The sequence below is a fragment of the Nocardia sp. NPDC051832 genome (genome assembly GCF_040681285.1).
GTDB lineage: Bacteria > Actinomycetota > Actinomycetes > Mycobacteriales > Mycobacteriaceae > Nocardia.
Genome location: NZ_JBFAYL010000006.1, coordinates 108,662 through 133,143 on the forward strand (window position 1 = coordinate 108,662; position 24,482 = coordinate 133,143).

Consider the following 24,482-nt stretch of genomic DNA (forward strand, 5'->3'; position numbering starts at 1 on the left):
AACGGGGCGATGTGCCAATGTGTTCCCTCGTGCGTTACCCCTTGGCCGGCACCGGTGCACTTCCCCGCGTGGCCGCATCAGCTTGTGTCCTCGCCGCCGCGGCGGTACTGATCCCCACCGCGCCCGCGCTGGCGCCCGGCGCCAATGCCGCGCCGCCCGCGCTGACCCGGGCCATTCCCGGTTTCGACGCCGATCTGAGCAACCGCATCGATCGCGTCGACGCCTACCTCAAGTCCCGCCCCGGCGTCACCGGCTACATCATCCGGGATCGCGTCACCGGCGGCGTCTACGCCAACGAACACGCGGAGGACTCGGTCTGGACCGCCTCCACCATCAAGCTCGCCATCGCGGTCGACCTGCTCAATCGCGCCCGCGTCGGCGCGATCGCGCTCGGCCCGGACGACCGCGGCCTGATGGAATCCATGCTGGCCACCTCCAACGACACCGCCACCAACATCCTGTGGCAGAAGTACTCCGGCTTCGACCGGATGGCGTTCAACAACGCCTTCCGCGCCAACGGCATGGTCGGCCTGGTGCCGCAGCCGACCACCACCGCGATGTTCCCGGACTGGTCGTTTCAGAAGTGCACCGTCGCCGACCTCGATCGCCTGATGGATTACGCGCTCACCCGCATGCATCCCGACGACCGCGAATACCTGCTGGACCGGATGCGCTCGGTCGACTTCAACCAGCACTGGGGTGTCTGGGGCGCGGGCGCGAAGATGCGGCCGGGCCTGAAGAACGGCTGGTCCGCCGAACAGGGCGGCTGGGTGGTCAACTCGGTCGGCTTCGCCGGCCCGGAGGAGCGCTACACCCTCGCGATCATGAGCTCGCTCGGCGCGGACGGCGGCTACACCGAGGGCGCCGACACCGACACCAAGGTCGCGGAGATGCTGCTCAAGGGGCGGTAGCCCGTCGGCGCAGCGTCAGGGGCGCGTCGTCGCGCGGGAACGGAATCGTGGTGAACCCCCACGGCATTCGATAGTCCGCGGGCAGGCTCCACTCGTAGGCGCGCACCATTTCGGCGATGAGCGTTTTCACCTCGAACGTTCCGAAGTGCATGCCGATGCATTTGTGCGCCCCGGCCCCGAACGGCACCCAGGCCAGCCGATGCGATTTGTCCTCGCGCCGGTCCGGGGCGAACCGTTCGGGGTCGAACCTTTCCGGGCTCGTCCACAGCTCGGGCAGCAGGTGGTTGACGTGGTAAGCCAGGTCGACCGGGGTCCCAGCGGGAATGTAGTGGCCGAGGATCTCGGTGTCGCGCACCGCGCGCCGCGGGAAACCGGGCACCGGCGGCATCAACCGCAGGCTCTCCTTGATCACCAGGTCCAGGTCCGGCATCCGGTCCAGTCCCGCGATCGTCGCCGGGCCGTCGGCGGCCAGTACCTCGGCCCGCACCCGCTGCTGCCACTCCGGGTGTTTGCCCAGGTAATAGGCGACGGCGGTGGCGGTGGTCGTGGTGGTGTCGTGTGCGGCCAGCATCAGGAAGATCATGTGGTTGACCACGTCGTCGTCGCTGAACACCGCCCCTTCGTCGCTGCGGGCCTGGCACAGGCCGGAGAAGAAGTCGGGCGAATCGCTGCGCCGTTTGTCCGGCAGCATTTCGGCGAAGTACTGCTCGAGCACCTTCCGCCCGCGTAACCCGGCCCGCCACCGTCCGCCCGGCACCGGATGCCGGATCGTGGCAAGCCCCGCATGTGTGCACGCGATGAACGCCTCGATGAGGTCGCGTCGGCGCGCGCCGACGTCGACGGCCATGAACGTCTCCCCCGCGATCTCCAGGGTCAGGTCTTTGATCGTCGGGTACAGCCGCACGGTCGCGCCGGCCAAGCCGGCCGGCACCCACTGCGCGACGGCAGCGCGTGCCACCGGCGTGAGCGCGCCCAAATGCGCCTCCAGCCGCTCCCGGGTGAAGGCCTGCTGCATGATCCGCCGGTGGAACATGTGCTCGTCGAATTCGAGCAGCAGCAGACCGCGCCAGAAGAACGGGCCGATGAAATAGTTCCAGCCCTGCCCGAAATCCCGCCGCCGCATGCCGAGCACCTGGTCGATGCCCTCGGGCCCGGTGACCAGCACCCGTTCCACGCCCAGCGACCGGGACATCGTCACCGGGCCGTAGCGGCGATGCCGGTCCATCATCTCGGCCGGGCCCCAGCGCAGGTATTGCAGCGAACGGCCCAGGTACGGGAGCCCGATATCGCCGTGTACGGCGGTGGTGTCGCTGGCCCGCGGCGGCGAGGCCAGCACGCGCGGCCGCTCCGGAATGCGGCGCAGCACGCGATCGATCAGATGTTCGCCCGGGATGTCGATGAGCGATGTGTTCTCCGAGACACGAGCGTCCGCGACCATGACAAACCTCCAGGAACGAGGGGGTTCATCGTATTCTGTTCAAGCGCCCAGTGGATCGGGTTCACGCACAACCGACTACGGTTGGGCTTGGTCACTAACCGTTCGCGGGGGACGAACCCCAGGTCTTTCGAGGAGCACCGGCGATGAGCACAGAAGCTGTCGAGAACCGTCGTCACAAGGTGGTGGTGATCGGTTCGGGCTTCGGTGGCCTGTTCGGCACCAAGCACCTCAAGCGTGCCGACGTCGACGTCACCCTGATCTCCAAGACCTCCACCCACCTGTTCCAGCCGCTGCTGTACCAGGTGGCCACCGGCATCCTGTCGGTCGGCGAGATCGCCCCCGCCACCCGCTTGGTGCTGCGCAAGCAGCGCAACGCGCAGGTGCTGCTCGGCGACGTCGTCGATATCGATCTGCAGAACAAGACCGTCACCTCCAATCTGCTGAACCAGGCGACGGTCACCCCGTTCGACAGCCTGATCGTCGCGACCGGCGCCCAGCAGTCCTACTTCGGCAACGACCAGTTCGCCACCTACGCGCCGGGCATGAAGACCATCGACGACGCGCTCGAACTACGCGGCCGCATCCTGGGCGCCTTCGAAGGCGCCGAGCTGGCCACCACCCAGGAGATGCGGGACCGGCTGCTCACCTTCGTGGTGATCGGCGCCGGCCCCACCGGCGTCGAATTGGCCGGTCAGATCGCCGAACTCGCCGACCGCACGCTGGAAGGAACCTTCCGCAACATCGATCCGCGCGACGCCCGGGTCATCCTGGTCGAGGGCGCCGGCGCGGTGCTCGGGCCGATGGGCCCCAAGCTCGGCGGCCAGGCCCAGCGCAAGCTGGAGAAGATGGGCGTGGAGATCCAGCTCAACGCCATGGTCACCGATGTCGACGCGCACGGCGTGACGGTGAAGGATTCCGACGGGACCATTCGCCGCATCGAGTCCTCGACCAAGGTGTGGTCGGCCGGTGTGCAGGGCAGCCCGCTGGGCAAGATGCTCGCCGAGCGTTCCGAGGGCACGCAGGTGGACCGCGCGGGCCGCGTCATCGTCGAGCCCGACCTCACCATCAAGGGCCACCCCAACGTCTTCGTCGTCGGCGATCTGATGTCGGTGCCCGATGTGCCCGGCATGGCCCAGGGCGCGATCCAGGGCGCCACCTACGCGGCCAAAGCGATCAACGCCGGGCTCAAAGGCGCACGGCCCGAGGACCGTAAGCCGTTCAAGTACTTCAACAAGGGCTCCATGGCGACGATCTCGCGGTTCAACGCCGTGTGCCAGGTCGGCAAGCTGGAGTTCGGCGGATTCCTGGCCTGGCTGGCCTGGCTGGGCCTGCACCTGTACTACCTGGTCGGCTACCGCAGCCGCCTGATCACCGTGATCCAGTGGTTCGTCTCCTTCCTCGGCCGCACTCGCGGCCAGATGGCGGCGACCGAGCAGTGGGTGTTCGCGCGCCTCGCGCTGGAACAGGTCAACTCCGACGAGGAAGAGGCCGACGAACTCGCGGCCGCGCTCGGAGCGCCGCCGGGCAACGGCCGGGCGCCCGGCCGCGCGACGGCGGAACGCCAAGTCGGCTAGCAAATGCGTGGCAAAGCCACGCTCGAAATCCGCTTCTAGATCGACCAATCCGTGGGCCGAGCTGATCCGAATGTGGGACGTCGAACATGCACGTCTCTCAGGAAAGGTGATTGATGCCCACAGGCAAACACAGAGCTCCGGCCCCGCCGTCCAAGATCGGCCCGGCAGTCGCCGCGGGCGCGGTTCCGCTGGTGCTCGCGCTGGTCGGTTCCGGTACCGCGAACGCCGCGCCCACCGAGGCCGGCACCACGCAGAACGCGCAGTGGCCCGCGGCCGATGTCCCGAATGCGACGCCGTACGAGGGCCTCGACATCCCGGACAACACCCGCAGCTCGCTGCAGTGGTCGCGCCCGATGCCGGACAAGCGGTACCTCGCGCCCGTGGGCGTGCTGCACCCGCCGGTCCCGGTGGCACCCGTGCCGCCGATCGCGCCGCCGCCCGGGCAGTTCCGGTTCGGTGACGTCACGGTGCCCGCGCCGGATTGGATCAACGAAGAACAAGCGATTCAGATCAACGACAACTCGGCCGTGGCCGAGGCGAACATCGCGACGTTCCTCGATTCGATCGGCATGGAACGCAGCCGTTCGGACCGGATCGCCGGTCAGACGGTCGGCACCGCGGCGGTCGGCGCGCTCGCCGGCGCTACCGCGGCGGCTCCGTTCGCGCTCACCTCCGCGCTCGTCGGCGGTGTTGCCGGCCTGGTGGTCGGCGCACCGTTCGTCCCGGTCGGGATCTTCGCCGGTCCGGCGCTCGGCGCCGCGATGGGCGCGGCCGTGATCACCGTTCCAGCGGCGATGGTCGGTGCCGCGGCCGGTGGCGTGGTCGGTGCGGTCAACGCGTTCAACGCTCCGTCGCGGGTCGTCGGCGACTGAGCGAGTTCTACGGCTCGGCTGGTTACAACACAAGTGGTGGGCATCCGACAACGGGGTCGGATCCCACCTTTTGTGTTTGTGCGCAAAGGCGATTCGAGCAAAACCCAAATGTGAAACATGATCGTTCGTTACTGTGCGGCTACCCACGAGGGCTGTGGGTAGACAAGGGAAGACAGCATGAACGCACAGACGAACGGTACGCGCCGGATCGGCATGGGACTCACCGCATTCGGCGCCATGGCCGCCACCATGGTGCTCGCCGCCCCGCAAGCCGGGGCGTGGGTCGGCAACCTCGAAGTATCCGGCAAAGACCACAAAACGGGATGTTCCTACACCCTCACGGCCTCGGTCGAAGTCGACCGGGTGAGCACGGTGAAGTTCACCGACAACGGCGCGGACATCCCCGGCAGCCCGGTGTCACCCTCGCTGCTGAGCAACAAGGTCACCATCAAATGGACGCCCTCGACGCCGGGCGCGCACAAGCTCGAAGCACGGCAGCTGTTGATAAGCGATTCGGTCACCGTGCAGGTCACGGCATCCGGCGGTGGCTCCGGCAGCGCGTCGGGCAGCGCCTGCGGCGGTCTCGGCGGGTTGATCCCGAGTCTGTCGGGCTAGACGAGCTCTGCGGCCAGGGCGTGGGCGAGGCGGGTGTACAGGCTGCCGCCCGCGGCGAGTGGGAGCAGGACGCCGTCGAGTCCGTGGACTTCGGCCGGGCGGGTGTCCGGGTAGACGAGTTCGCTGTCCAGGGCGCGCGGTGCGGAGAGGGCGTCGTCGGTTGCCGAGTCGCGGCCGAGGTGCAGGCGGTGGCGCAGGAGGGGGGTGTCGCCGATATCGGCGAGGAGGTCACCGCGCCATTCGCCATCGTCCTCGCCGGTGCGGCCGATCTGGATGCGTTCGCGGATCCGCAGGCGCGCGTCCGGAGCCACTCGCACCGTGGTGCGCGCGTGATGCTGGGCGCCGCCCGCGATGATGGTCGGTTCCGGGTCGAAGTCCAGCTGACCGCCGGCGCCGACCTCGAAGTGCCAGTGCGCCGACGACAGCGCGGTCGCCGCGCTGGGCAGCGCGATGGTCGCGGCGACCGAGCGCACCGTGAGGCGGGCGCCGGCGCCCACGAGGATGCGGATGTCGAGTTCGTCGCCGCCGAGCGGGGTGGCGGCGGTGCCGATCAGGTGCACCTGGTCCGGGGCCGTGCGGCGGGCGGCCAGCCCGCCGACGGCATGGATCTCCGGTAGCGACCCGGCGGCCGCCACGATCCGTAACTCAGTGCGCAACAGCGGAATCGGAGGCGTGCGCGTCCGCGTGGGCGATCACCCGGAGCTGCTCGCGGACCCAGGCCAGGACCGGAGTCGCGGCCGGGTCGTCGGTGAGCGAGATCAGCGCGGTCGGGCGGTTCTCCCGGACCTTGGCGGCGTCGCGCTCCATGACGCCCAGATCCGCGCCGACCAGCGGGGCGAGGTCGGTCTTGTTGATGACCAGCAGGTCGGAGAAGGTCACGCCGGGCCCGCCCTTGCGCGGCACCTTGTCGCCGCCGGCCACGTCGACCACGAAGATCTGCACGTCGATCAGGCCGGAGGAGAAGGTCGCGGTCAGGTTGTCGCCGCCGGATTCGACCAGGATCAGATCCAGCGGCGGGTTCGCCGCGATCAGGTCGTCGATGGCGTCCAGGTTCGCGGTGATGTCGTCGCGGATGGCGGTGTGCGGGCAGCCGCCGGTCTGCACGGCGGTGATCCGCTCGTCCGGGAGCACCGCGTGCCGGCGCAGGAAGTCGGCGTCCTCGGTGGTGTAGATGTCGTTGGTCAGCACGGCGATGGACAGTTCTTCGCGCAACTGCCGGCACAGCGCGGCCGTGAGCGCGGTCTTGCCGGAGCCGACCGGGCCGCCGATCCCGATCCGCAGCGCCTCCCCCGGCGTGCGCTGCCGCTTCGGGCGATCCTGGGAATGATCGTGCGGTTCACCATCGATCAGGTGCGGGGGCATGGTGCAATCTCCTTCTCTCGGTGCGTGTTTCAGCTTGCGAACAGGGGCATGTCGCGATGCGGATGACGTTCGGCGAGCACGTCCTGCAACGGATCCGACAGCGCCGCGAGGCCGGTGACCGCCGCTGCCGCGGTCTGATCGCAGAGCTCGGCCAGGCGGACCGTGCACATCGCGATGGCCGCCGGATCGAGCGCGAGCAGGCGTTGCGCGGCGGTCGCGGCGCCGGTCAGCGTGGTGTAGACCACGACGCCCGCGATTTCCTGCGCGCTCACCCCGCTGGCCGCGCCGACGACTCCGAAGACGGTGGAAAGGTGCGGGCGAGCTCCCAGCCGGGCCCAATCCTCTTGCGGCCACAGCTGTTTCGCCAAACGCAGCAGCCCCCGCCCTTGCGCTCGCGAGGCGGTGCGCGCGGCGGGCGCGGGCGTGCGCGCATCAGCTTCGAGTTCGGCCCGCTCTACCGAGAGTTCCCCCAGGCACACGGCGGCGGCCAGCGACGCGGCCACCAATCCCGAGGTGCGAATCCGGCGGCGCAGATACAGCTCCACCGACCGCACGTCCCGCACCAGCCCGGACGCGACAGCTTCCTCGACTCCCCCGGAATGCACATGCCCGCCGATCGGCAGCCGCGAATCCGCGAGGGCGAATAACATCGCCAAATTTGTCGCGGAGGTCTTGTGCACCGCCCGATCCTATGCTCCGGCGTGTCGCTGCCGCGCGCCGGTCGGCCTGTGGGCGGCGCCGCACAGGTGGCGGCGGACTACAACCGGCCGAGACGGAAAGCGCGCTCCATGAAACGCGCGGCCTGACTGCGGCCGAGGTCGGTCCACGCTTGTACGGGCGCCTGCCACCACGGGGCGATCTCGCGCGGCCGGGCGGTGACCGCGTGGCAGATCAGGTCGGCCGCTTCGTCGACGGTGAGGCCCGGGATGTTGCTGAAGTCGGTGGGGGCGCTCATGCGGGTGTGCACGAGAGGCATGTAGATGGAGGTGGTGGTGACGCCGTCGCCGGCTATTTCGGTGGCGACCGTGCGTAGCCAGGTGTCGAAGGCGCCCTTCGAAGCCCCGTAGGCCGCCCAGCGGGGGGTCGGCGGCATGAGCAGGCCCCAGGTGGAGACGTTCACGATGTGCCCCTGCTTGCGTTCGCGCATGTGCGGGAGCAAGGACAGCAGCAGGCGCACCGGGCCCAGGTAGTTGATGTCCATGGTGCGCGTGAAATCGTGGAAGCGGTCATAGGATTGGTCGATCGGGCGGCGAATCGACTTGCCCGCGTTGTTGATCACGACGTCGATATGGCCGTGCTCGGCGAGCAGGTTGCGGGCCAGCGTTTCGACCGCGTCGAAATCAGTGAGGTCGGCCGGATAAGCGTGCGCCACACCGCGTTCGGCGCGAATGTCGGCCGCGACCGTCTCCAGATCGTCGACCGTGCGCGCGACCAGCAGCACCACCGCACCGGACGCGGCGAGTTTGCGGGCGCTGGCTTTGCCGATGCCGTGCGAGGCGCCGGTGATCAGGATGACGCGCCCGGAAACCGCCGCCCGCAGGGATTTCTCGCGCGGGCGCGTGGTCGGATAGAGCAGACGGGTGGCGACCCGTTCGGCGAGCGGTCGCCCGTTGGCAGGGGGCTGCGTCTCAGTCACCCGTCAAATGTATTGCATCTTCGGCCGCTGATCAGTGGATGTGGGCGTCGGACAGCACGGTGTTCTTGCGCAACGCCAGCCGCGCCACGACCGCCATCGCCAGCAGGATGATCGCGCCGGCGGTGGTCGCGAGATGCATACCGTTGACGAAGGATTCGCGGGCGCTCTCGGCCAGCGCGGTGTCGTTGCCGGCCTCGTGCAGCGTTTCGCCGAGGGTCTCGGCATAGTCGCCGCCGTTGCGGAAGACCAGCGCCGCAAGCGATCCCAGCAGCGACAGGCCCAGGGCGTTGCCGAGTTCGAAACTGGTTTCGGAGATGCCGACCGCCGAGCCTGCCCGTTCCGGCGGCACCGAGGACACCGCGACATCGGAGACCAGGGTGAAGGCCAGACCGTAGCCGACGCCCGCGATCGTGGATCCGGCGATATACCAGCCGATTCCGCCGTGCACGCCCACGCCGAGCAGCATCAGGTTGCCCAGCGCGGCCAGCAGCAGCGCCAGCACGAAGGTGGATCGCACGCCGATCTGGCGGCCCAGCCGGGCGCCGCTCATCGACACGATGAACACCGCCGCGGCGCTCGGGATGCCGAGCAACGCCGCGGCCAGCGGATCACGCCCGGTGACCGACTGCAAGTACATGCTGGTCAGATAGCCCATCGCGGCCAGCGACATCATGCCGGTGAGGCTGGACCCGATCGCCACGGAGAACGCGGGCCGGGTGAACAACCGCAGATCCAGCAGCGGTTCGGCCAGATGGGTCTGCCGGCGCACGAACAGCGCGAGCACCACCGCGCCGACCAGCGCCAGCACCAGCGCCTCGGGGTCGATCCCCTCGGCCGCGACGTGCTTGATCGCGTAGATCAGCGGCAGGATGCCGCCGATGGACAGCACGACGCTCGGAAGGTCCAGCGGCCCCAGGGCGCTCGCACGATGCTCGGGCAGCAGGACCGGGCCGAGGGCCAGCAGTACCAGCAGGACCGGCAGGTTGATCAGGAACACCGAGCCCCACCAGAAGTGGTGCAGCAACAGCCCGCCGATGATCGGCCCGACCGCCGAGCCGCCCGCGAAGAAGGCGGTCCACACGCCGATCGCGGCGACGCGCTGCCGGGCGTCGGGGAACAGGCTGGAGATGAGCGCGAGACTGGAAGGCAGCAGGGTCGCCCCGCCGACACCCATCAGCGCGCGGGCGGCGATCAGCACCGGGGCGCTCGGCGCGAACGCGGCCAGCACCGTCGCCAGCCCGAATATCGCGGCGCCGGCCAGCAGGATATTGCGCCGCCCGATGCGGTCGCCGAGGTTGCCCATGGTGATGAGCAGGCCGGCGATCATGAAGCCGTAGATGTCGAGGATCCACAGTGCCTGGGTCGCGGAGGGGTCCAGGTCGACCGTCAGCGTCGGCATCGCCAGGAACAACACCGAGACGTCCATCGACACCAGCAGCACCGGTAGCAGCAATACCGCCAATCCGAGCCACGCCCGCCGGGTGGCGGCGGGCGACTGCACCTGTGTCATCGAGGGTTCCTCTCACTGCTCGCGTACGGCGTACGCACGACCAACGGTACAGTGTACGCATGCTCCATCGGACCGAACAAGAAGACATGGGATGACCGAGCCGAAACTCACCCGGGCCGCGATCGTGGACACCGCGATCACCATTGCCGACCTCGAAGGTCTCGACGCCGTGTCGATGCGGCGCCTGGCCGACCGGATGGGCGTCGGCACCATGTCGCTGTACCGGCATGTGGCCAGCAAGGACGAACTGATCGCGGCGATGACCGACGAGGTCTCCCGGCGCAACCCCTACCCGCCCCCCGCGGGCCAGGGCTGGACCTGGCGCGATCGGATCCGCATCGCCGCCGAGATCGATTGGGCGCTCTACCAGCAACACCCGTGGGTACTGCTGACCTTTGCCATGCCGCGCTACAGCTTCGGCCCGCACGGACTGGCCTGCCTGGCCTGGCTGGTCGAAGGGTTCCGCGAACTGGACGTTCCGCCGCGCGAGGCGATGCAGATGTCGTTCACGGTGTGGAACTTCATCTCCGGCGCGACGCTGCCGCACATCAGCTCGGACCTGCTGGAACGCAAGAAGATACAACCCGAGGAGACCAACGGGCTGCGCGCGCTGCTGGAGGGCAGGCCCTCCACCCCGGTGCCGGACGCGCTCGCGGATCTGATCGGGGCGGGTGTCAGCGAACTGACCCAGGAGGACCTGCTCTACGCCGGATTGTCCACGCTCTGCGACGGATTCGAGGCGCGGCTCCGGCAGCCTTGACCGCTAGTCGAGAACCAGGGCGTAGGCGAACCCGTCCCAGCCCTTCGAACCCACGGTCTGCAGCACGGTGGCGTCCAAACGCGGTTCGGCGGACAGCAATTCGACCACCTCGCGGCTACCGCGGATCGCCGGATCGGTCGAGGACGCGTCCGCGAGGCCGCCCTCGCGGACCACATTGTCGACGATGATCACCGAGCCGGGACGGGTCAGCCGCAGCGCCCACCGCACGTAGTTCGGGTTGTTGACCTTGTCCGCGTCGAGGAACACCAGATCGAACGGCTCCGGGTTCTCCTCGGCCAGTACCGGCAGGCTGTCCAGGGCCGCGCCGACGCGGATCTCCACCCGATCGCCGACACCGGCGCTATCCAGGTTCCGGCGCGCCACCTCGGCGTGCTTCGGCTCGTATTCCAGGGTCAGCACCTGCCCGGCCTTCCCGACCGCCCGCGCCAGCCACACCGTGCTGTAGCCACCGAGGGTGCCGACCTCCAGCACCCGCCGCACCCCGGCCGACCGCGCCAGCAGATACAGGAACTTCCCTTGCGGTGCGGACACGTCGATCGCGGGCAGACCCGCCTTCTCGTTCTCGGTCAAGACCGCCGCGGTCTCCGGGTCTCGCACCAACTGCTCCACCAGGTAGCTATCGACTTCCGCCCATTCAGCACTCGTCATGCATGTCAGTCTGCCACCGGAACGCCGCGCTCGGCCGCGGCGATCAGAGCGCCGATGTGACCGGCGAAAACCGGCCACAGTTCACGAGGCAGGCTGTGCCCCATCCCCTCGAACACCACCAGCTTCGATCCCGGGATCGCCGCGGCGGTCGCCCGGCCGCCGCTGATATCGAAGATGCGATCGGCGGTTCCGTGCATGACCAGGGTCGGCACGGCTACGGCCGGCAGCCGTGCGGTGCGGTCGCCGGAGGCCAGGACCGCGACCGCTTGCCGCATCATGCCGGCGAAGTCGACGCCGCGGTCGAAGACGCGTCCGGCGTGCGCGCGCACGAAGGCTTCGTCGAAGGCGAACCCGGGCGAGCCCGATGCGCGCTTGGTCGCCACCGACCAGTCCTGATACGCCGCCCGGTCCGCCGGCGGCGGGCCCGCTTGCCCGAACGCGTCCGGATCCGATTGCCCCACAGCGGGATTGCCGGTCGTGGACATGATCGAAGTCAGCGACCGCACCCGCTGCGGGTATTCCAGCGCGATCGTCTGCGCGATCATCCCGCCCATCGACGCTCCGACCAGGTGCGCACTCTCGATGCCGAGCGCGTCGAGCAGACCGATGGAATCGGCGGCCATCTCCGAGAGCGTGTACGCCGCCGAAGACACGTCACCGGCCATCGCCGCCATGATGTCGGGCGGGGGCGCCGCGCTGAGATGCGTGGATCGCCCGGCATCGCGGCTGTCGAAGCGGATCACCTGCAACCCGCGGCCGATCAGTTCCGCGCACAGTCCGTCCGGCCAGTCGATCAGCTGCCCGGCCGCACCCATGATCAGCAATACCGGCGGATCGCCCGGATCCCCGAGCCGCTCATAGGTGATCTCGATGCCCGCCGGTTCCACTCGCGCCTGCTGTTCAGCCATCCGCACTCGCCTTCCCCTGACCGCCGGATACGGCTCAGACCTGCGATTATGGACCCTGTCCGGGCCCTTGCCGCAAGCCCACCTCGCCGGGTTATGGTGGAAGGGGCGAGGGATCCCCTGTACCACGGCAAACCTGTGGCATATTCGCGGCCATGCGCCTCGGAATGCTCGCTCTCGCCGCCGCACTCGCCATCCTGCCGTTGACGGGCTGCAGCGCGGACCAGTCGGTCGGCGACTCCACCACAACAGCCTCGACCTCTGCCGCCGCGGGCGCCGAACAGTTCGAGATCGACGTGGCCGACAAGGAAGCGCCCTGCACCGGTGTCGCGCCCATGCAATGCCTGCAAGTCCGAACCGAACCGGACGGCCCCTGGGAACTGCACTACTTCGGCATCGAGGGCTTCGATTACCAGCCCGGCTACACCTACCGCCTGCTCGTCGAAGAGCGCCCATGGGTCAACCCGCCCGCTGATGCCCCGTCGCGCACCTGGCACCTGGTGCGGGTCATCACCAAACAGCCCACGTCCTAGCGGATCATCGTCGTTGACGAGTTATGCCGAATCGGTGCCGGTTGGGCGGGACCGGTAGTAGTGTGCCCAAAAGCGGAACCAGCGCGTCTCACTTTGGCGTTCGATGCGGATGGAGCAAGGACATGGGTGGCAGCCGGAAGCTGTGGCGTGCGGGCATTGTGGCAGCGGGTCTGTTGTGCTCGACGGCAACGGCATTCACGCCGACGGCGCTGGCCGCGCCTGCCGACGGCGGGGCGGAGTATGTGGCGCTCGGGGATTCGGGGGCGGCGACGACCGGTGTGCAGAAGTTCGATCCGAGCGCGCCGCTGATGTGCATTCGGTCGACGGCGAATACCCCGAAGCTGGTGGCCGAGGGGCTCGGGCTGCGACTCGACGATCGGACCTGCAGCTCGGCCAAGATCAAGGATCTGACGACGTCTCAAGGGGCCGGTGTCGCACCGCAATTCGACGCGCTCGGGCCGAATACCAAGCTCGTGACGGTGCATATCGGCGCCAACGACACCAATGCGACCAAGTACATCTTGAACTGCCACACCGCGGGTGCGCGACCGTGCGCGGATCCGGCGTGGGACGGCGACATCGACAGCATCGCCGCCGCCTATTCCGCCGCGCTGCGCCGGATTTCGGAGCTCGCGCCGAACGCGAAGGTCTTCGTCGACGGCTGGCCGCTGTACGTGCGTGACGGCGGCTGCCCCGCACTGGTCGGTCTGCGACCGTCCGACGCCGCGACCGTGCAACGCGCGTTCGACCGGCTCAATACCGTGGTCGCCGCAGGCGCCGCCGCCAACGGCGCGACCTATGTCGACACCCGCGCCCGCGCCGCCGGGCACGATATGTGCGCGCCCGAAGGTGAGCGTTGGTTCGACCCGGTCCTGGCCACCGAGACCCTGATCCCCTACCACCCCACCCTCACCGGCATGCGCGGCGTCGCCGACATCATCCTGGATGCGATCCGCGCGAGTCGCTGACTCGAGCCCGAGATCACCACGCCCGGTTGCTCTTTCGATCACACCCGGGAGCGGTAGGCGGGATCGGACTCCGCCCGGTGCGATTCCACCGTGATGGCGAGGATGCGGTCCAGGTCGGCCGCCAGCAAGGAGCGATCAGCTGGTGACGCCTTCAGGGTGCCGCCGTTGCGGACCACATAGCGGCCATCCGGATAGTCCATGATGTGGAAACCCCGCGACGGCGCGGGCCGGTTGTCCCAGGCCGGGCCCGCGTAGACCGCGACATGCACCACCGCGCCGCGCGGGCGCTCGAAGAACCGGGCTGCCAGCTTGCGCGGCGACACCGGGGCGTCGTCGTGGAAACCGCGGAACGGACCGTCCTCGTCCAAGTCGTGGCGCGACACCTCGATCCCCTCGCCGGTCCCCCGCGCCGTATTCGGTAGCTGACCCAGCACCCGGCGTGAAATCTCGTGCGCCGGAACCATTGTCATCCGCACCCTGCCGCCGCGATCCGGGGCGTCGGTCGGCTCCTGCACCAGCAGCACCGCATGCTGATAATGCACCGCCGCGTGCACTCGCAGCTTGTCCCGGCCCAGCTTGCCGGCGACCTCGATGCGCGCTTCCGGTTCCGCGAGAATCCGCAGCGCCCCGAACATCGTCTCGTCGAAATGCTTGTGCAGAGCCGCCGCTTCGGCCTTCCACGCCTTGTCGTAGTCGGCGATCGTGTCCGCGGTCGACCGATACTGCAACGGATACGGCAGTACATCCCGATCCGCCGCCCGCCACAGCACCTTGAACGCCAGCGGCGTGAACGTCCACTCCCGCTTGCTCATTCGCCGATCACCGGCGGAACCGTCTTCACCCGATGCTCCGGATCCAAACCGGTCAGGATCTCGCCGTTCTCCTGATTGATCAGATAGTCCTTGGTCTGGTGTTCCTTGTCGTCATCACCCTGACCGCGGGCGCCACCCATAGCGCCCATGCCCGGCATGCCCGAGGTTCCCGTGCGGGCCGCCGCGGCGCGGTTCGCGCCCTGCGCGGCGGCAGCGGCGGAGCCCGGGGTGCCCGAGATCGTCTTTCCCGCACCGGGATTGGCGGAGCCGGGAGTGCCCGAACCGGGGGTGCCGGAACCTGGGACGTTCGAACCCGGTACTCCGGAACCGGGCACGCTCGAGCCCGGGAGATTCGAGCCCGGCTGACCCGTATTCAGTTTCGGATCAGTCGATTTCGGTGTCTCCGCGGCGGTCGGGACGGTCGATGCCGGAGTGGTCGGCACATCCGTCGTGGCCGGTTTCGTCGACGGATCGTCCGTGTTCTGCGGTTCGGTGCTGGGAACCGACGATGGAGGCAGCGTGGTCTCCGGGTTTTCCTCGGACTTCGGCTCGTCCGTGGTCTTCGGAGCCGACGGGCCGGCGGTCGGGGGCTGCGCGCCGTCCGAAGTCTTGGGAACCACGGTCCCCGGAACATCGGTGTTCTGCACCGGGTTGTACGGCTTGGGAACCAGCGGCACCTTGTCGTCCGCTTCCTTGACCGCCGGATAGAAGACGTTCTTCACGACGTTCGCGGCCGCGGTCTGATACGACTCTTCCCGATGGTCGTTCAGCTTCCAGGTCGGGCCCGGTACCCAGCTGGCGATATTGCTGGTCAGAGTGGTGTCGGGGGCTTCCTGCACGTTGGGTTTGGTGATGTCGATGGCGGAACGCACCAGCTTCACTTTCTCGGAGACCAGCGCGACCGAGTCGATCAGTGTGCTCGACTTCTTCACGTACTCGGTGATGCCCGTGGCAGCCGAACTCGCAGCGTCCCCCTGCCATTTTGCCTCGATGGCCTTCGTCATCTCCAGGCCGAAGTTGACGAATCCGTCGTTGAGCTGGTTGCGTAAGCCTTCCCAACGATCGTGCAATGTCTTAACCGCGCCAGGGTCCATGGCTTGAACGCGCTGGTAGAGATCATCCATGGTCTCCGGATTCTTGAAATTGGAATCTGGTACCTTCGACCCTTGAAAGTCCAAGCCACTGCCGCTGACCAGCTCTTGAATCCGGTTGCGCGCCTGCACTGCTTCGGGACTCTCATCCTTGCCAACGTCCGGCGGCCCGGACTTGCTCGACTCCCAGAGTGCGGCGGCGATACCCGCGAATAGCAGACCCACGTGTCCTCCCCCGATCAGTTCAGTAGTTTGTCTTGTTCGCCCGCGTTGGTCGTGTCCTGAGCTTCGTACTTGTCGACGGAAACCTGGATCGTGTCGCGGATGAGCGTTATTACCGAGATGTGCTCCATGAGTGCGGTGTAGACGTCCCCTTCACCGCCTCGCGCCTTCTGCCCAAGCATCGCCGCCAAGTCGTCAGAACAGTCGAACCGCCCAAAACCTGTAACTCGCTTCATAACGTCAAGCTTGCTGATCAGGCTTTCATACAGCGATATCTGCTTGTTACAGGCATCGCGACAATCCTTTGCTACCGATTGATCCAGATATAGACGACCAGCTTTGGCTTCGCTGGCGAGGTAGCTCCACCGAGTTTTATCTTCCTCGATTGTCATCGTCAGTCCTTCTGGTCAACTCGGCAATAGCGGCACAAGAGCCTCTGCCGCTGTACTGGCACGCAAGCAAGGCGCGACCTTATTCTTCGACGAGATGCGATTGGAAACCATCACATCAAACGACCCTTGCTTCGCGGGGAATATTAGATCGCAGATCCTGTCGTCCTTGTCGTCAACCTGTCGATAGCGCATTCCCGAGCGGCCTCCGACCGTCGTATCCACGAAGTCGACATTTTCGCTCTTCTTTTTGAACTCATCCACGGTTCGGAAGGTCGAGAAGACCACGAGGTTGAAGTCGTCGTTGTTCCACGTGCAGATCTTCCAGCCAGGCTCTTCCACTCCGGCGGCACCGGACGTCTTCGTCGCCGGATCGACCCCGACCTGCCGCAGCACCTGATCCGAAATCTGGGTGCATGGATCCCACAGCACCGTCGTGGCCGCGGAGGTGTCCGTTGTGGTCGGCTCCGGTTTGCCGTCGGTCTTCGAATTGCATCCCGAGGCCAGCAGCACCACCCCTGTCAGCGCCGCTACCGTCGCCGTCATCTGTCGTCCCACCATGCCTCCAGTCCCCGCGGTCAAAGTTGCCCCAAAGTCTAGGCCGCGGTTCGGGTCGTTCGGTTCGCGAAACGGGGCCTGGCGTTCTCGGTGATGCGGTCGTGCAGCGAGTTCAGCACCGATTCCGCGTAGGGCTTCACCAGGGCAACCCCTCGGGGTCAACCTTCACCTCATCAGTGCTCACATGCCCCGTCCTCACACTCGTCCGGCGTCGCCTTCGATCTGGGGGCCGCCCACCGGGCCCACATTAACTTCGACGCGGCCCGGCCAGTTCCGGTTCCATCGGCGGTGGTACGGCCGGCGGCGTTGGTGCCTGCCTACTTCGCTGGTAGCCGCTCCAAAATCGCGTGCAGCAGCTTCGTGTGCTCATCCAGAGTCTTCGAATGATCGCCGACAGTCTTCTCGAGCGCGGCGACAGACTTCTCGAGCCGTCCCAAGGACTCGGTGTGCCCACCAACAGTCTTCTCGAGCCCACCAACAGTCTTCTCGAGCCCACCAACAGTCTTCTCGAGCGCGCCAACCGACTTCTCGAGCGCGCCGACAGACTTCTCGAGCCGACCGAGCGACTTTGTGTGCTCGCCCAGGGTGTCCTTGATGTCGGCCAAGTCGTTGTGGACGTGGCCGAATTCTTCGATCACCTTTGCGTGGTTGCCGTTCATGCGGCGGCGTAGGCCGGGCAGGTCGGCTTGGTCGAACTTGGTCTCGAGCGTGGTGAGGCGTTCCTCGACGGATGGCATTCGTCTCCCCTTCTAGCCGACTGCGCGCAACTCGAACAGGGGAGCGACATTACCTCGATAGCCTTTGTGTATCAATAGGTTTCCGGCGGCTCAGAAGAGGAAGTAGCGCTGGGCCATGGGGAGTTCGGTGGCGGGTTGTTCGGTCCAGACCTCGCCGTCGATGCGGACGGTGAAGGTGTCGGGGTCGACTTCGATGTGGGGCATCGCGTCGTTGTGGGGCATGTCGGTTTTGGTGACGCCGCGAACGTTCTTCACCGGGGCCAGTTTGCGGCGCAGGTTCAGGCGGTCGGCCAGGCCGTCGTCGATCGCGTGTTCGGAGACGAAATGCAGCGAGGTGGCGGCCGCGGCGACGGGGGCGGCGCCGAACATGGGGCGCGGGAGGACCGGTTGCGGGGTGGGGATGGAGGCGTTGGCGTCGCCCATGGCGGCCCAGGCGATCATGCCGCCCTTGAGGACCGCGTGCGGGCGCACGCCGAAGAACGCCGGTTCCCAGAGCACGAGGTCGGCGAGTTTGCCGACCTCGATGGAGCCGACCTCGTGGTCGAGGCCGTGCGCGACCGCGGGCGCGATGGTGTATTTCGCGATGTAGCGCCGCACACGGGCATTGTCGGCGGCGCCGTCGCCGGGCAGGGCCCCACGCCGCTGCTTCATCACGTGCGCGGTCTGCCAGGTGCGCATCACGACTTCGCCGATGCGGCCCATGGCCTGGGAGTCGCTGCCGATCATGGAGATCGCGCCCATGTCGTGCAGCAGGTCCTCGGCGGCGATCGTCGACGGCCGGATGCGGCTTTCGGCGAAGGCCAGGTCCTCCGGGATGGAGGCGCTGAGGTGATGGCACACCATGAGCATGTCCAGATGCTCGTCGAGGGTGTTGACGGTGTGCGGGCGGGTCGGGTTGGTAGAGCTGGGCAGCACGTTGAGATACGAAGCGACAGTGATGATGTCGGGCGCGTGCCCGCCACCCGCACCTTCGGTGTGATAGGCGTGGATGCCGCGACCGGCGATCGCGCCGAGGGTGTCCTCGACGAAGCCGGCCTCGTTCAAGGTGTCGGAGTGCAGCGCCACCTGGACGCCGCTGGCGTCGGCCACGCGCAGGCACGCGTCGATCGCGGCCGGGGTGGAGCCCCAGTCCTCGTGCAGTTTGAAACCCGCCGCGCCGCCGCGCAATTGCTCCCACATGGAGTCGGCGCTGACGGTATTGCCTTTGCCGAGCAGCACGATGTTCATCGGCCAGCCGTCCAGGGCTTCCAGCATCCGGGCCAGGTGCCAGGAGCCGGGCGTGACAGTCGTGGCCTTGCTCCCCTCGGCGGGTCCGGTGCCGCCGCCGATCAGGGTGGTGATGCCGCCGCCGAGCGCTTCCTCCATCAGCTGCGGGCAGATGAAGTGCACGTGGCAGTCGATGGCGCCGGCGGTGACGATGCGACCGTTGCCCGCGATGATCTCCGTCGACGGGCCGACCACCAGATCCGGATGCACCCCGGACATGGTGTCGGGGTTGCCCGCCTTGCCGATACCGCAGATGCGACCGTCGCGAATACCGAGGTCCGCCTTGATGATCCCCCAGTGATCGATGATCACGACGCCGGTGATGACGGTGTCCGGGGCGCCCTCGGCGCGGGTGGCGCGGGACTGGCCCATGGACTCGCGCAGCACCTTGCCACCGCCGAAGACAGCTTCCTCGCCCGCGAGACCCGGTCCGCCGCAACGGTCTTCGGTGATCTCGATCAGCAGGTCGGTGTCCGCCAGCCGGATTCGGTCACCCGTCGTCGGCCCGAACAACTCGGCGTAACGGGCACGGCTCAGTTCGGTCATGTCCTACCTTGTCGAATCCAGGTGACCGGGCGGGGTCAGGCTGATGCCGTGCACTTCCCGGGAGCCGCCCAGGGGCACCAGCGAAACCCGCTGCGCCAGACCGGGTTCGAAGCGCACCGCGGTACCGGCGGGAATGTCGAGGCGATGCCCGTGGGCCGCGGCGCGGTCGAACTCCAGCGCGGCGTTGGCTTGCGGGAAATGTACGTGGCTGCCGACCTGCACCGGGCGGTCGCCGGTGTTGACGACCTCGAGGGCGACGCGCTCGGCGCCCGCGTTCAGCTCGATAACGCCGTCGGCGCACAGGTATTCACCGGGGATCACGGGAGCTATCCGATCGGCTGATGGACGGTGACGAGCTTGGTGCCGTCCGGGAAGGTGGCCTCGACCTGCACGTCGTGGATCATCTCCGGCACACCCGCCATGACGTCGGCGCGCGCGAGCACGGTGCGCCCGGAGGACATGAGCTCGGCGACGGTGCGCCCGTCCCGCGCCCCTTCGAGCACGTGATCGGTGATCAGCGCGACCGCCTCGGGATGATTGAGCTTGAGCCCGCGAGCCTGCCGCCGCCGGGCCAATTCGGCCGCGTAACTCAACAGCAGGCGTTCCTGCTCGTGCGGCGACAAACGCATTCGGGCTCCTCACCGAGTCGCGGGGCGGGTCGTCGGTCATTCTGGCACGCCCCGCGTTACCTGCGTGTTTCGGCGACGCTCAGCCGCGTTTGGGCAGATTCTGCAATCGCACCTGGCCGCGCGCGATCACCCGGTCCTGCTCGTCGGTCACCACGACCTGCCACAGCTGCTGCAACCGCCCGCGATGGATCGGGGTGGCCTCGGCGCGCAGGGTGCCGTCGCTGGCGGCGCGCAGGAAGTCGGTGTTGTTGTTGACGCCGACGACGTTGCCCTGGTCTCCGTACCAGTACTGCCCGCCCGTGCTGGCGAGCGATTCGATGACGGTGCACAGCACGCCGCCGTTCTGAATGCCGGCCGGCTGGTAGAGGTGCGGCTTCACCACCCATTCACCGCAGACCCGGTCGGGACCGAGCTCGGTGAACCGCAGACCGATCAGATCGGTGAAGGTGCCTTCGCTGAACTTGGTCATCATCTCGGGGGTCAGTTCCCCGATCGAGGTGGGCGCGAGCGGTTTGTCGGTCATGCAAGCCAGCCTAAACAGAGCGGCGGACCCCACCCGAAGGTGGAGTCCGCCGCGGCAAGGAACGGGGAGTCGACCGCAGCCCTCGGGACTCCCGCTCGATCCGAACGCCGAGATCGAGTATAGGTCAGGCTTACCTAAGTTGGCAAGCGTCCGGGACGACGGAGGGGCTGCGCCGCACCGGCAACCCGCGTTCCTCCAGCGCCAGCAGCAGACCCTGGCCGTGCCGGGCCGCCTCGACCGGACTGGTACGGGCGAGTTCGGGCACGTAAGTACTTGCCCCCACAATGGATTCACCGACCAGCGCCCAGAACCGGCGCGCACCCAGACCGGCACAGCGCGCCAGCGCGTGCTGAATCAACGTCAGCGAGGAGGCACAGCGATGCGCGAGCCACACATACATCGCCTGCTCGCACGGGAAGGTCACCACACCGGATTCGCCCGCCAGCCGATCGCCGGGCAGCACGCGAATCGTGGTGTCCAGCAGGCCCGCCCAGTCGATCCCGCCGTCGTTGTCGTTGTGGATCCACAGGTTCTCCAACCCCGGATCCCAGGCCCGCCCCTCGGCCATCAGCAATGCGCTGACCCGCCCGATCACCGCGTGAATCAGCGCCGTCGCAACGACTTCCGCCGCGATGTCCGCACTGATCATCTCCGCGGCGTGCCGGCGGTACATCAGCTCGATGCGGCCCTCGGCCAGTCCGGCGGACAGCTTCCACCAGCGCCGCTTGCCCTGATCAGCCATGTCGGCAACGGCGTAGACGCGCGGGTGCTCCGGTTGCAGTGCGCGCAATCGGGCGCAGGCGCGGTCGAACGGCTGCTGCGAGCGGATGGTCATGGGCTCGAGCATCGAACCTCCTCGGTGTCGGCTCCGTTGTGGGTCGCCACAGAACATAGGTTAGCCTTACCAGACCTAGCAAGAGCAAATGTTGAATCAGTCAGGAGAAGTTCGACCCAGTGACACCTCTCGGCACGATCAGGCGACGACGCCTGCTCGGACTTCTCCTCGGCGCCGCGCTGCTCTGTCTCGCGGTGCTCGCCAGCGTTGCCATCGGTACTCGATCCCTGTCCCCCGCAACGGTTTACGATGCCCTGCACAACGCGCTGACCTGCGCGGGCGGCCCGTTCCAATGCCCGGCGCAGTCGACGGCGGAGGAGATCGTGCGCGAACTCCGCCTGCCGCGCACGGCACTCGCCCTGGTCTGCGGAGTGGCGCTGGCTGTCACCGGTGCGCTGATTCAGGGCTACACCCGCAATCCGCTCTCCGACGCCGGGTTGCTCGGATTGAACTCGGGCGCGGCCTTTCTCGCAGCGCTGAGCATCTACCTGTTCAGTTTCACCGCCCCGCAGCAATACATCGCCTTCGCCTTCGCCGGGGCGCTGCTGGCCGGGCTGGTCGTCTTCGGGGCGGCGTCCCTGGGCGGCGGCAAGGCCAGTCCGCTGAGCCTGGTGCTGGCCGGCGCGGCGGTGGCGGCGTTCCTGCAAGCCATGACCAATGCCGTTGTCCTGATGGACCCCACGGCCCTGGACACCTACCGATTCTGGGTGGTCGGCGATGTCGCCGGACGCGACGCACAGGTGTTCTGGCAAGTGCTGCCGTTTTTGGCTGTCGGACTGTTGCTCGCGGTCGCCGCCGCGCCTGGGCTGAATCTGCTCACCCTGGGCGACGACGTGGCGCGCGGACTCGGCGTGCACCTCGGGCGCAGCCGCGCACTGGGCCTGGCCGCGGTCGTCCTGCTCTGCGGCGCGGCCACCGCGGCGGTCGGGCCGATCGTGTTCCTCGGGCTGATCGCGCCGCACCTCGCGCGCATGCTCACCGGACCGGATTATCGCTGGCTGATCCCCTATTCCGGATTGTTCGGCGGACTGCTGCTCCTGCTCGCCGACATCGCGGGCCGGGTGGTCAACCGGCCGGGCGAGCTCCAGGTCGGCGTTATGCTCGCGGCTATCGGGGCACCGTTCTTCATCGCCTATGTGCGCCGCCGGAAGCTGGTGAGCCTGTGATCGATTCGCAAGTGCTCGAACAGGTTCGCCCCGCCGTCCGCCTGGGACCGATGTCCCTGGTGTGGCGGCCGGCGATGGTGGCGATCACCGTCATCCTCGCGGTCGTGCTGTTCGCCGCGTTCTGCTGGGATGTGGCGCAAGGTGATTCGCAGATCCCGATCAGCCGGGTGCTCGATGTGCTGACCGGCGGCGGCACGCGCTCGCAGCGCTACATCATCCTGGAATCGCGACTGCCGCGCGCGCTCACCGCGGTACTCGTCGGTGCGGCGCTGGGGATTTCGGGCGCGCTCACCCAATCGATCCTGCACAACCCGCTGGCCAGCCCGGACATGCTCGGCATCACCACCGGCGCCAGCGTCGGCGCGGTCGCCGTGATCGTCGGCACCGGCGCGACGACCGGTTTCGCGGCCAGCGTCGGCACGCCGCTGGCCGCGCTGGCCTGCGGCCTGCTCACCGCCGTGCTGATCTACGCGCTCGCCTGGGGCCGCAGTCGCACCGGCGAGAGCGGCGCCACCGGTTTGCGTCTGGTGCTCATCGGCATCGGCGTGAACGCGGTGCTGGCCGCCCTGCTGAGCTGGCTGGTCGCGCGCGCGTCACTGCTGGACGCGATGCGCGCCCAGCAGTGGCTGACCGGATCGCTCAACGCCGTCGACAGAACCAAACTGGTGCCGACCGCACTGGCATTGGCGCTGGTAGTCACGGTGGCGATGGTTTCGGCCCGGACCCTGGCCGCGCTGCGCCTCGGCACCGAAACCACCCGGATGCTCGGCGTGCGGATCCAGACCCAGCAGGCGCTGCTGATCGGCGCGGCCGTGGTCGCGGCCTCGGTGGCGACCGCCGCGGTCGGGCCGATCGCCTTCGTCGCGCTGGCCGCGCCGCAAATCGCGCGGCGCCTGCTGCGTACCCCCGGCGAACCGCTCATCGGCTCGGCGCTCATCGGCGCTATCGGTGTGGTGGGCGCGGACGTGGCGTCCCGGACACTGTTTCCCGTCGATCTGCCCGCCGGCATCGTCACCGCCGCGTGCGGCGGACCGTTCCTGTTGTATTTGCTCGTGCGTATGAATCGGAAGGCGACCCTGTCATGACCACCGCGAAGGCCGAGCACCGACTAGCCGCCGAGGACGTCACCCTCGGCTACGGCGACCGCGTCATCGTCGACGGCCTCACCCTGGAAATTCCAGCCGGCGTCGTCACCACCGTCATCGGGCCCAACGGCTGCGGCAAGTCGACGCTGTTGCGTTCGCTGGGCCGGCTGCTCAAGCCGCACGCGGGCCGGGTCGTGCTGGACGGCAAGGCGATCTCGTCGATGAAGACCAAGGACGTGGCGCGAGTCGTCGGCATGCTGCCGCAGACCCCGGTCGCACCCGAGGGCCTGACCGTCGCCGACCTCGTCGCCCGCGGGCGGCATCCGCATCAGTCCTGGCTCCGGCAGTGGTCGGCGACCGACGAGGCCGAGGTGCAGACCGCGCTGGAGCAGACCGGCATCGCCGATCTCGCCGACCGTCCGCTCGACGAACTGTCCGGCGGCCAGCGCCAGCGCGCCTGGATCTCGATGGCGCTGGCCCAGGGCACCGACATCCTGCTGCTCGACGAGCCGACCACCTATCTCGACCTCGCGCACTCCCTGGAGGTGCTCGATCTGGTCGACCGACTGCACGACGACATGGGCCGCACCGTGGTGATGGTGCTGCACGATCTGAATCTGGCGATCCGCTACAGCGACCAGCTGATCGTCATGCGCTCCGGGCGGATCATCGCCCAGGGCGCGCCCTCGGACATCATCAGTGCCGAGTTGTTGCGGGAAGTGTTCGGGCTGAGCGCGACCGTGCTCGAGGATCCGGTCTCCGGGCGCCCCATGATCGTGCCGATCGGTACTCGCCATGTTTTGGCGTCCACGACCACCAAGTAATACAGTCGGACCCCGGGTATGACGAATCCCACACAGCAATCAGGCA

Annotated in this window: 28 protein-coding genes; 10 read left to right on the forward strand and 18 right to left on the reverse strand. The window is 67.9% G+C overall.

Annotation, left to right across the window (positions count from 1 at the left end; translation table 11 throughout):
- The first annotated feature begins 17 nt into the window (after positions 1-17).
- Complete coding sequence (locus AB0M14_RS32925) at positions 18-911, forward strand: tat pathway signal sequence (protein WP_365002332.1); 894 nt, start codon at positions 18-20, stop codon at positions 909-911.
- On the opposite strand, the gene AB0M14_RS32930 is transcribed toward AB0M14_RS32925, so the two are convergent.
- Positions 898-2,349, reverse strand: coding sequence for a cytochrome P450 (locus AB0M14_RS32930; protein ID WP_365002334.1), 1,452 nt, complete (start codon positions 2,347-2,349; stop codon positions 898-900). The two genes, AB0M14_RS32925 and AB0M14_RS32930, sit on opposite strands and share 14 nt — an antisense overlap.
- A gap of 143 nt (positions 2,350-2,492) precedes the next feature.
- Here AB0M14_RS32930 and AB0M14_RS32935 point away from each other — a divergent pair, with 143 nt between their 5' ends.
- The 3 genes from AB0M14_RS32935 (at position 2,493) to AB0M14_RS32945 (ending at position 5,410) form a co-directional block, all read left to right on the forward strand.
- Complete coding sequence (locus AB0M14_RS32935; RefSeq protein ID WP_365002337.1) at positions 2,493-3,923, forward strand: NAD(P)/FAD-dependent oxidoreductase; 1,431 nt, start codon at positions 2,493-2,495, stop codon at positions 3,921-3,923.
- A 113-nt stretch (positions 3,924-4,036) separates the two neighbouring features.
- Positions 4,037-4,795 (forward strand): hypothetical protein, encoded by a 759-nt coding sequence (locus AB0M14_RS32940; protein ID WP_365002340.1) that lies wholly within the window; start codon positions 4,037-4,039, stop codon positions 4,793-4,795.
- Between the two features lie 177 nt (positions 4,796-4,972).
- Complete coding sequence (locus AB0M14_RS32945) at positions 4,973-5,410, forward strand: hypothetical protein (RefSeq protein ID WP_365002348.1); 438 nt, start codon at positions 4,973-4,975, stop codon at positions 5,408-5,410.
- On the opposite strand, the gene AB0M14_RS32950 is transcribed toward AB0M14_RS32945, so the two are convergent.
- The 5 genes from AB0M14_RS32950 to AB0M14_RS32970 form a co-directional block, all read right to left on the reverse strand.
- The gene (locus AB0M14_RS32950) at positions 5,407-6,066 is read right to left on the reverse strand and encodes an urease accessory protein UreD (protein ID WP_365002350.1); all 660 of its coding nucleotides are present in this window, start codon (positions 6,064-6,066) and stop codon (positions 5,407-5,409) included. The genes AB0M14_RS32945 and AB0M14_RS32950 overlap by 4 nt on opposite strands.
- Positions 6,056-6,772, reverse strand: coding sequence for an urease accessory protein UreG (gene ureG / locus AB0M14_RS32955; protein WP_365002354.1), 717 nt, complete (start codon positions 6,770-6,772; stop codon positions 6,056-6,058). The genes AB0M14_RS32950 and ureG overlap by 11 nt, the downstream gene beginning before the upstream one ends.
- 29 nt (positions 6,773-6,801) lie before the next feature.
- Positions 6,802-7,422 (reverse strand): urease accessory UreF family protein, encoded by a 621-nt coding sequence (locus AB0M14_RS32960; RefSeq protein ID WP_365002357.1) that lies wholly within the window; start codon positions 7,420-7,422, stop codon positions 6,802-6,804.
- Positions 7,423-7,529: 107 nt separating this feature from the next.
- Positions 7,530-8,408: an SDR family NAD(P)-dependent oxidoreductase gene (locus AB0M14_RS32965; protein WP_365002360.1), complete on the reverse strand. Its 879-nt coding sequence runs from the start codon at positions 8,406-8,408 to the stop codon at positions 7,530-7,532.
- Between the two features lie 31 nt (positions 8,409-8,439).
- The gene (locus AB0M14_RS32970) at positions 8,440-9,918 is read right to left on the reverse strand and encodes an MFS transporter (protein WP_365002363.1); all 1,479 of its coding nucleotides are present in this window, start codon (positions 9,916-9,918) and stop codon (positions 8,440-8,442) included.
- 91 nt (positions 9,919-10,009) lie between these two features.
- Here AB0M14_RS32970 and AB0M14_RS32975 point away from each other — a divergent pair, with 91 nt between their 5' ends.
- Positions 10,010-10,678, forward strand: a complete 669-nt coding sequence (locus AB0M14_RS32975) for a TetR/AcrR family transcriptional regulator (RefSeq protein ID WP_365002366.1) — start codon at positions 10,010-10,012, stop codon at positions 10,676-10,678.
- 3 nt (positions 10,679-10,681) lie between these two features.
- Here the strand turns inward: AB0M14_RS32975 and AB0M14_RS32980 are convergent, their stop codons facing one another.
- Positions 10,682-11,347, reverse strand: coding sequence for an O-methyltransferase (locus AB0M14_RS32980; RefSeq protein ID WP_365002368.1), 666 nt, complete (start codon positions 11,345-11,347; stop codon positions 10,682-10,684).
- A 5-nt stretch (positions 11,348-11,352) separates the two neighbouring features.
- Positions 11,353-12,255 (reverse strand): alpha/beta hydrolase, encoded by a 903-nt coding sequence (locus AB0M14_RS32985; RefSeq protein WP_365002371.1) that lies wholly within the window; start codon positions 12,253-12,255, stop codon positions 11,353-11,355.
- Positions 12,256-12,407: 152 nt separating this feature from the next.
- On the opposite strand from AB0M14_RS32985, the gene AB0M14_RS32990 reads away from it, so the two are divergent.
- Together AB0M14_RS32990 and AB0M14_RS32995 are read left to right on the forward strand one after the other, a co-directional pair.
- Positions 12,408-12,785, forward strand: a complete 378-nt coding sequence (locus AB0M14_RS32990; RefSeq protein ID WP_365002374.1) for a DUF4377 domain-containing protein — start codon at positions 12,408-12,410, stop codon at positions 12,783-12,785.
- Positions 12,786-12,907: 122 nt separating this feature from the next.
- On the forward strand, positions 12,908-13,753 hold the full coding sequence (locus AB0M14_RS32995; RefSeq protein ID WP_365002377.1) for an SGNH/GDSL hydrolase family protein: 846 nt from the start codon (positions 12,908-12,910) through the stop codon (positions 13,751-13,753).
- 38 nt (positions 13,754-13,791) lie between these two features.
- Here the strand turns inward: AB0M14_RS32995 and AB0M14_RS33000 are convergent, their stop codons facing one another.
- From AB0M14_RS33000 to AB0M14_RS33045, 10 genes are all read right to left on the reverse strand, one after another.
- Positions 13,792-14,565 (reverse strand): ESX secretion-associated protein EspG, encoded by a 774-nt coding sequence (locus AB0M14_RS33000; RefSeq protein WP_365002380.1) that lies wholly within the window; start codon positions 14,563-14,565, stop codon positions 13,792-13,794.
- On the reverse strand, positions 14,562-15,881 hold the full coding sequence (locus tag AB0M14_RS33005) for a hypothetical protein (protein ID WP_365002383.1): 1,320 nt from the start codon (positions 15,879-15,881) through the stop codon (positions 14,562-14,564). Before AB0M14_RS33005 ends, AB0M14_RS33000 begins: the two co-directional genes overlap by 4 nt.
- A gap of 14 nt (positions 15,882-15,895) precedes the next feature.
- Positions 15,896-16,270 carry a hypothetical protein gene (locus tag AB0M14_RS33010; RefSeq protein WP_365002385.1) on the reverse strand — a complete coding sequence of 125 codons (375 nt, stop codon included), beginning with the start codon at positions 16,268-16,270 and terminating at the stop codon, positions 15,896-15,898.
- Between the two features lie 15 nt (positions 16,271-16,285).
- Positions 16,286-16,813: a DUF3558 domain-containing protein gene (locus AB0M14_RS33015; protein ID WP_365002388.1), complete on the reverse strand. Its 528-nt coding sequence runs from the start codon at positions 16,811-16,813 to the stop codon at positions 16,286-16,288.
- Positions 16,814-17,142: 329 nt separating this feature from the next.
- Entirely contained in the window at positions 17,143-17,562 is a 420-nt protein-coding gene (locus AB0M14_RS33020) for a hypothetical protein (RefSeq protein ID WP_365002390.1), read from the reverse strand.
- Between the two features lie 90 nt (positions 17,563-17,652).
- The gene (locus AB0M14_RS33025) at positions 17,653-19,374 is read right to left on the reverse strand and encodes an urease subunit alpha (protein WP_365002392.1); all 1,722 of its coding nucleotides are present in this window, start codon (positions 19,372-19,374) and stop codon (positions 17,653-17,655) included.
- Positions 19,375-19,377: 3 nt separating this feature from the next.
- Positions 19,378-19,695 (reverse strand): urease subunit beta, encoded by a 318-nt coding sequence (locus AB0M14_RS33030; protein ID WP_365002396.1) that lies wholly within the window; start codon positions 19,693-19,695, stop codon positions 19,378-19,380.
- 5 nt (positions 19,696-19,700) lie between these two features.
- Positions 19,701-20,003, reverse strand: a complete 303-nt coding sequence (locus tag AB0M14_RS33035) for an urease subunit gamma (protein ID WP_365002399.1) — start codon at positions 20,001-20,003, stop codon at positions 19,701-19,703.
- A 79-nt stretch (positions 20,004-20,082) separates the two neighbouring features.
- A complete protein-coding gene (locus tag AB0M14_RS33040; protein WP_365003032.1) occupies positions 20,083-20,475 on the reverse strand; it encodes a PaaI family thioesterase in 393 nt (130 codons plus the stop codon).
- A 181-nt stretch (positions 20,476-20,656) separates the two neighbouring features.
- Positions 20,657-21,373, reverse strand: coding sequence for a hypothetical protein (locus tag AB0M14_RS33045; protein ID WP_365002401.1), 717 nt, complete (start codon positions 21,371-21,373; stop codon positions 20,657-20,659).
- Between the two features lie 107 nt (positions 21,374-21,480).
- Between AB0M14_RS33045 and AB0M14_RS33050 the strand changes: the two genes are divergently transcribed.
- From AB0M14_RS33050 to AB0M14_RS33060, 3 genes are read left to right on the forward strand one after another with little or no spacing between them, the layout of a single operon-like run.
- Entirely contained in the window at positions 21,481-22,527 is a 1,047-nt protein-coding gene (locus tag AB0M14_RS33050) for an iron ABC transporter permease (protein ID WP_365002404.1), read from the forward strand.
- A 50-nt stretch (positions 22,528-22,577) separates the two neighbouring features.
- The gene (locus AB0M14_RS33055; RefSeq protein ID WP_365003034.1) at positions 22,578-23,612 is read left to right on the forward strand and encodes an iron chelate uptake ABC transporter family permease subunit; all 1,035 of its coding nucleotides are present in this window, start codon (positions 22,578-22,580) and stop codon (positions 23,610-23,612) included.
- Entirely contained in the window at positions 23,609-24,436 is an 828-nt protein-coding gene (locus AB0M14_RS33060) for an ABC transporter ATP-binding protein (protein WP_365002407.1), read from the forward strand. The genes AB0M14_RS33055 and AB0M14_RS33060 overlap by 4 nt, the downstream gene beginning before the upstream one ends.
- The last annotated feature ends 46 nt before the right edge of the window (positions 24,437-24,482 follow it).

Bases quoted from the DNA above. Each gene is read 5' to 3' on its own strand.
- AB0M14_RS32945 (WP_365002348.1), top strand. From the start codon at position 4,973: ATGAACGCACAGACGAACGGTACGCGCCGGATCGGCATGGGACTCACC.
- AB0M14_RS33060 (WP_365002407.1), top strand. From the start codon at position 23,609: ATGACCACCGCGAAGGCCGAGCACCGACTAGCCGCCGAGGACGTCACC.
- AB0M14_RS32975 (WP_365002366.1), top strand. From the start codon at position 10,010: ATGACCGAGCCGAAACTCACCCGGGCCGCGATCGTGGACACCGCGATC.
- AB0M14_RS33035 (WP_365002399.1), bottom strand. From the start codon at position 20,003: ATGCGTTTGTCGCCGCACGAGCAGGAACGCCTGCTGTTGAGTTACGCG.
- AB0M14_RS32970 (WP_365002363.1), bottom strand. From the start codon at position 9,918: ATGACACAGGTGCAGTCGCCCGCCGCCACCCGGCGGGCGTGGCTCGGA.
- AB0M14_RS33000 (WP_365002380.1), bottom strand. From the start codon at position 14,565: ATGAGCAAGCGGGAGTGGACGTTCACGCCGCTGGCGTTCAAGGTGCTG.
- AB0M14_RS33040 (WP_365003032.1), bottom strand. From the start codon at position 20,475: ATGATGACCAAGTTCAGCGAAGGCACCTTCACCGATCTGATCGGTCTG.
- ureG (WP_365002354.1), bottom strand. From the start codon at position 6,772: ATGCCCCCGCACCTGATCGATGGTGAACCGCACGATCATTCCCAGGAT.
- AB0M14_RS32960 (WP_365002357.1), bottom strand. From the start codon at position 7,422: ATGTTATTCGCCCTCGCGGATTCGCGGCTGCCGATCGGCGGGCATGTG.
- AB0M14_RS32980 (WP_365002368.1), bottom strand. From the start codon at position 11,347: ATGACGAGTGCTGAATGGGCGGAAGTCGATAGCTACCTGGTGGAGCAG.
- AB0M14_RS33020 (WP_365002390.1), bottom strand. From the start codon at position 17,562: ATGCCATCCGTCGAGGAACGCCTCACCACGCTCGAGACCAAGTTCGAC.
- AB0M14_RS32985 (WP_365002371.1), bottom strand. From the start codon at position 12,255: ATGGCTGAACAGCAGGCGCGAGTGGAACCGGCGGGCATCGAGATCACC.
- AB0M14_RS32930 (WP_365002334.1), bottom strand. From the start codon at position 2,349: ATGGTCGCGGACGCTCGTGTCTCGGAGAACACATCGCTCATCGACATC.
- AB0M14_RS32925 (WP_365002332.1), top strand. From the start codon at position 18: ATGTGTTCCCTCGTGCGTTACCCCTTGGCCGGCACCGGTGCACTTCCC.
- AB0M14_RS32935 (WP_365002337.1), top strand. From the start codon at position 2,493: ATGAGCACAGAAGCTGTCGAGAACCGTCGTCACAAGGTGGTGGTGATC.
- AB0M14_RS32940 (WP_365002340.1), top strand. From the start codon at position 4,037: ATGCCCACAGGCAAACACAGAGCTCCGGCCCCGCCGTCCAAGATCGGC.
- AB0M14_RS33045 (WP_365002401.1), bottom strand. From the start codon at position 21,373: ATGCTCGAGCCCATGACCATCCGCTCGCAGCAGCCGTTCGACCGCGCC.
- AB0M14_RS32995 (WP_365002377.1), top strand. From the start codon at position 12,908: ATGGGTGGCAGCCGGAAGCTGTGGCGTGCGGGCATTGTGGCAGCGGGT.
- AB0M14_RS33010 (WP_365002385.1), bottom strand. From the start codon at position 16,270: ATGACAATCGAGGAAGATAAAACTCGGTGGAGCTACCTCGCCAGCGAA.
- AB0M14_RS33025 (WP_365002392.1), bottom strand. From the start codon at position 19,374: ATGACCGAACTGAGCCGTGCCCGTTACGCCGAGTTGTTCGGGCCGACG.
- AB0M14_RS33055 (WP_365003034.1), top strand. From the start codon at position 22,578: ATGTCCCTGGTGTGGCGGCCGGCGATGGTGGCGATCACCGTCATCCTC.
- AB0M14_RS32990 (WP_365002374.1), top strand. From the start codon at position 12,408: ATGCGCCTCGGAATGCTCGCTCTCGCCGCCGCACTCGCCATCCTGCCG.
- AB0M14_RS33015 (WP_365002388.1), bottom strand. From the start codon at position 16,813: ATGACGGCGACGGTAGCGGCGCTGACAGGGGTGGTGCTGCTGGCCTCG.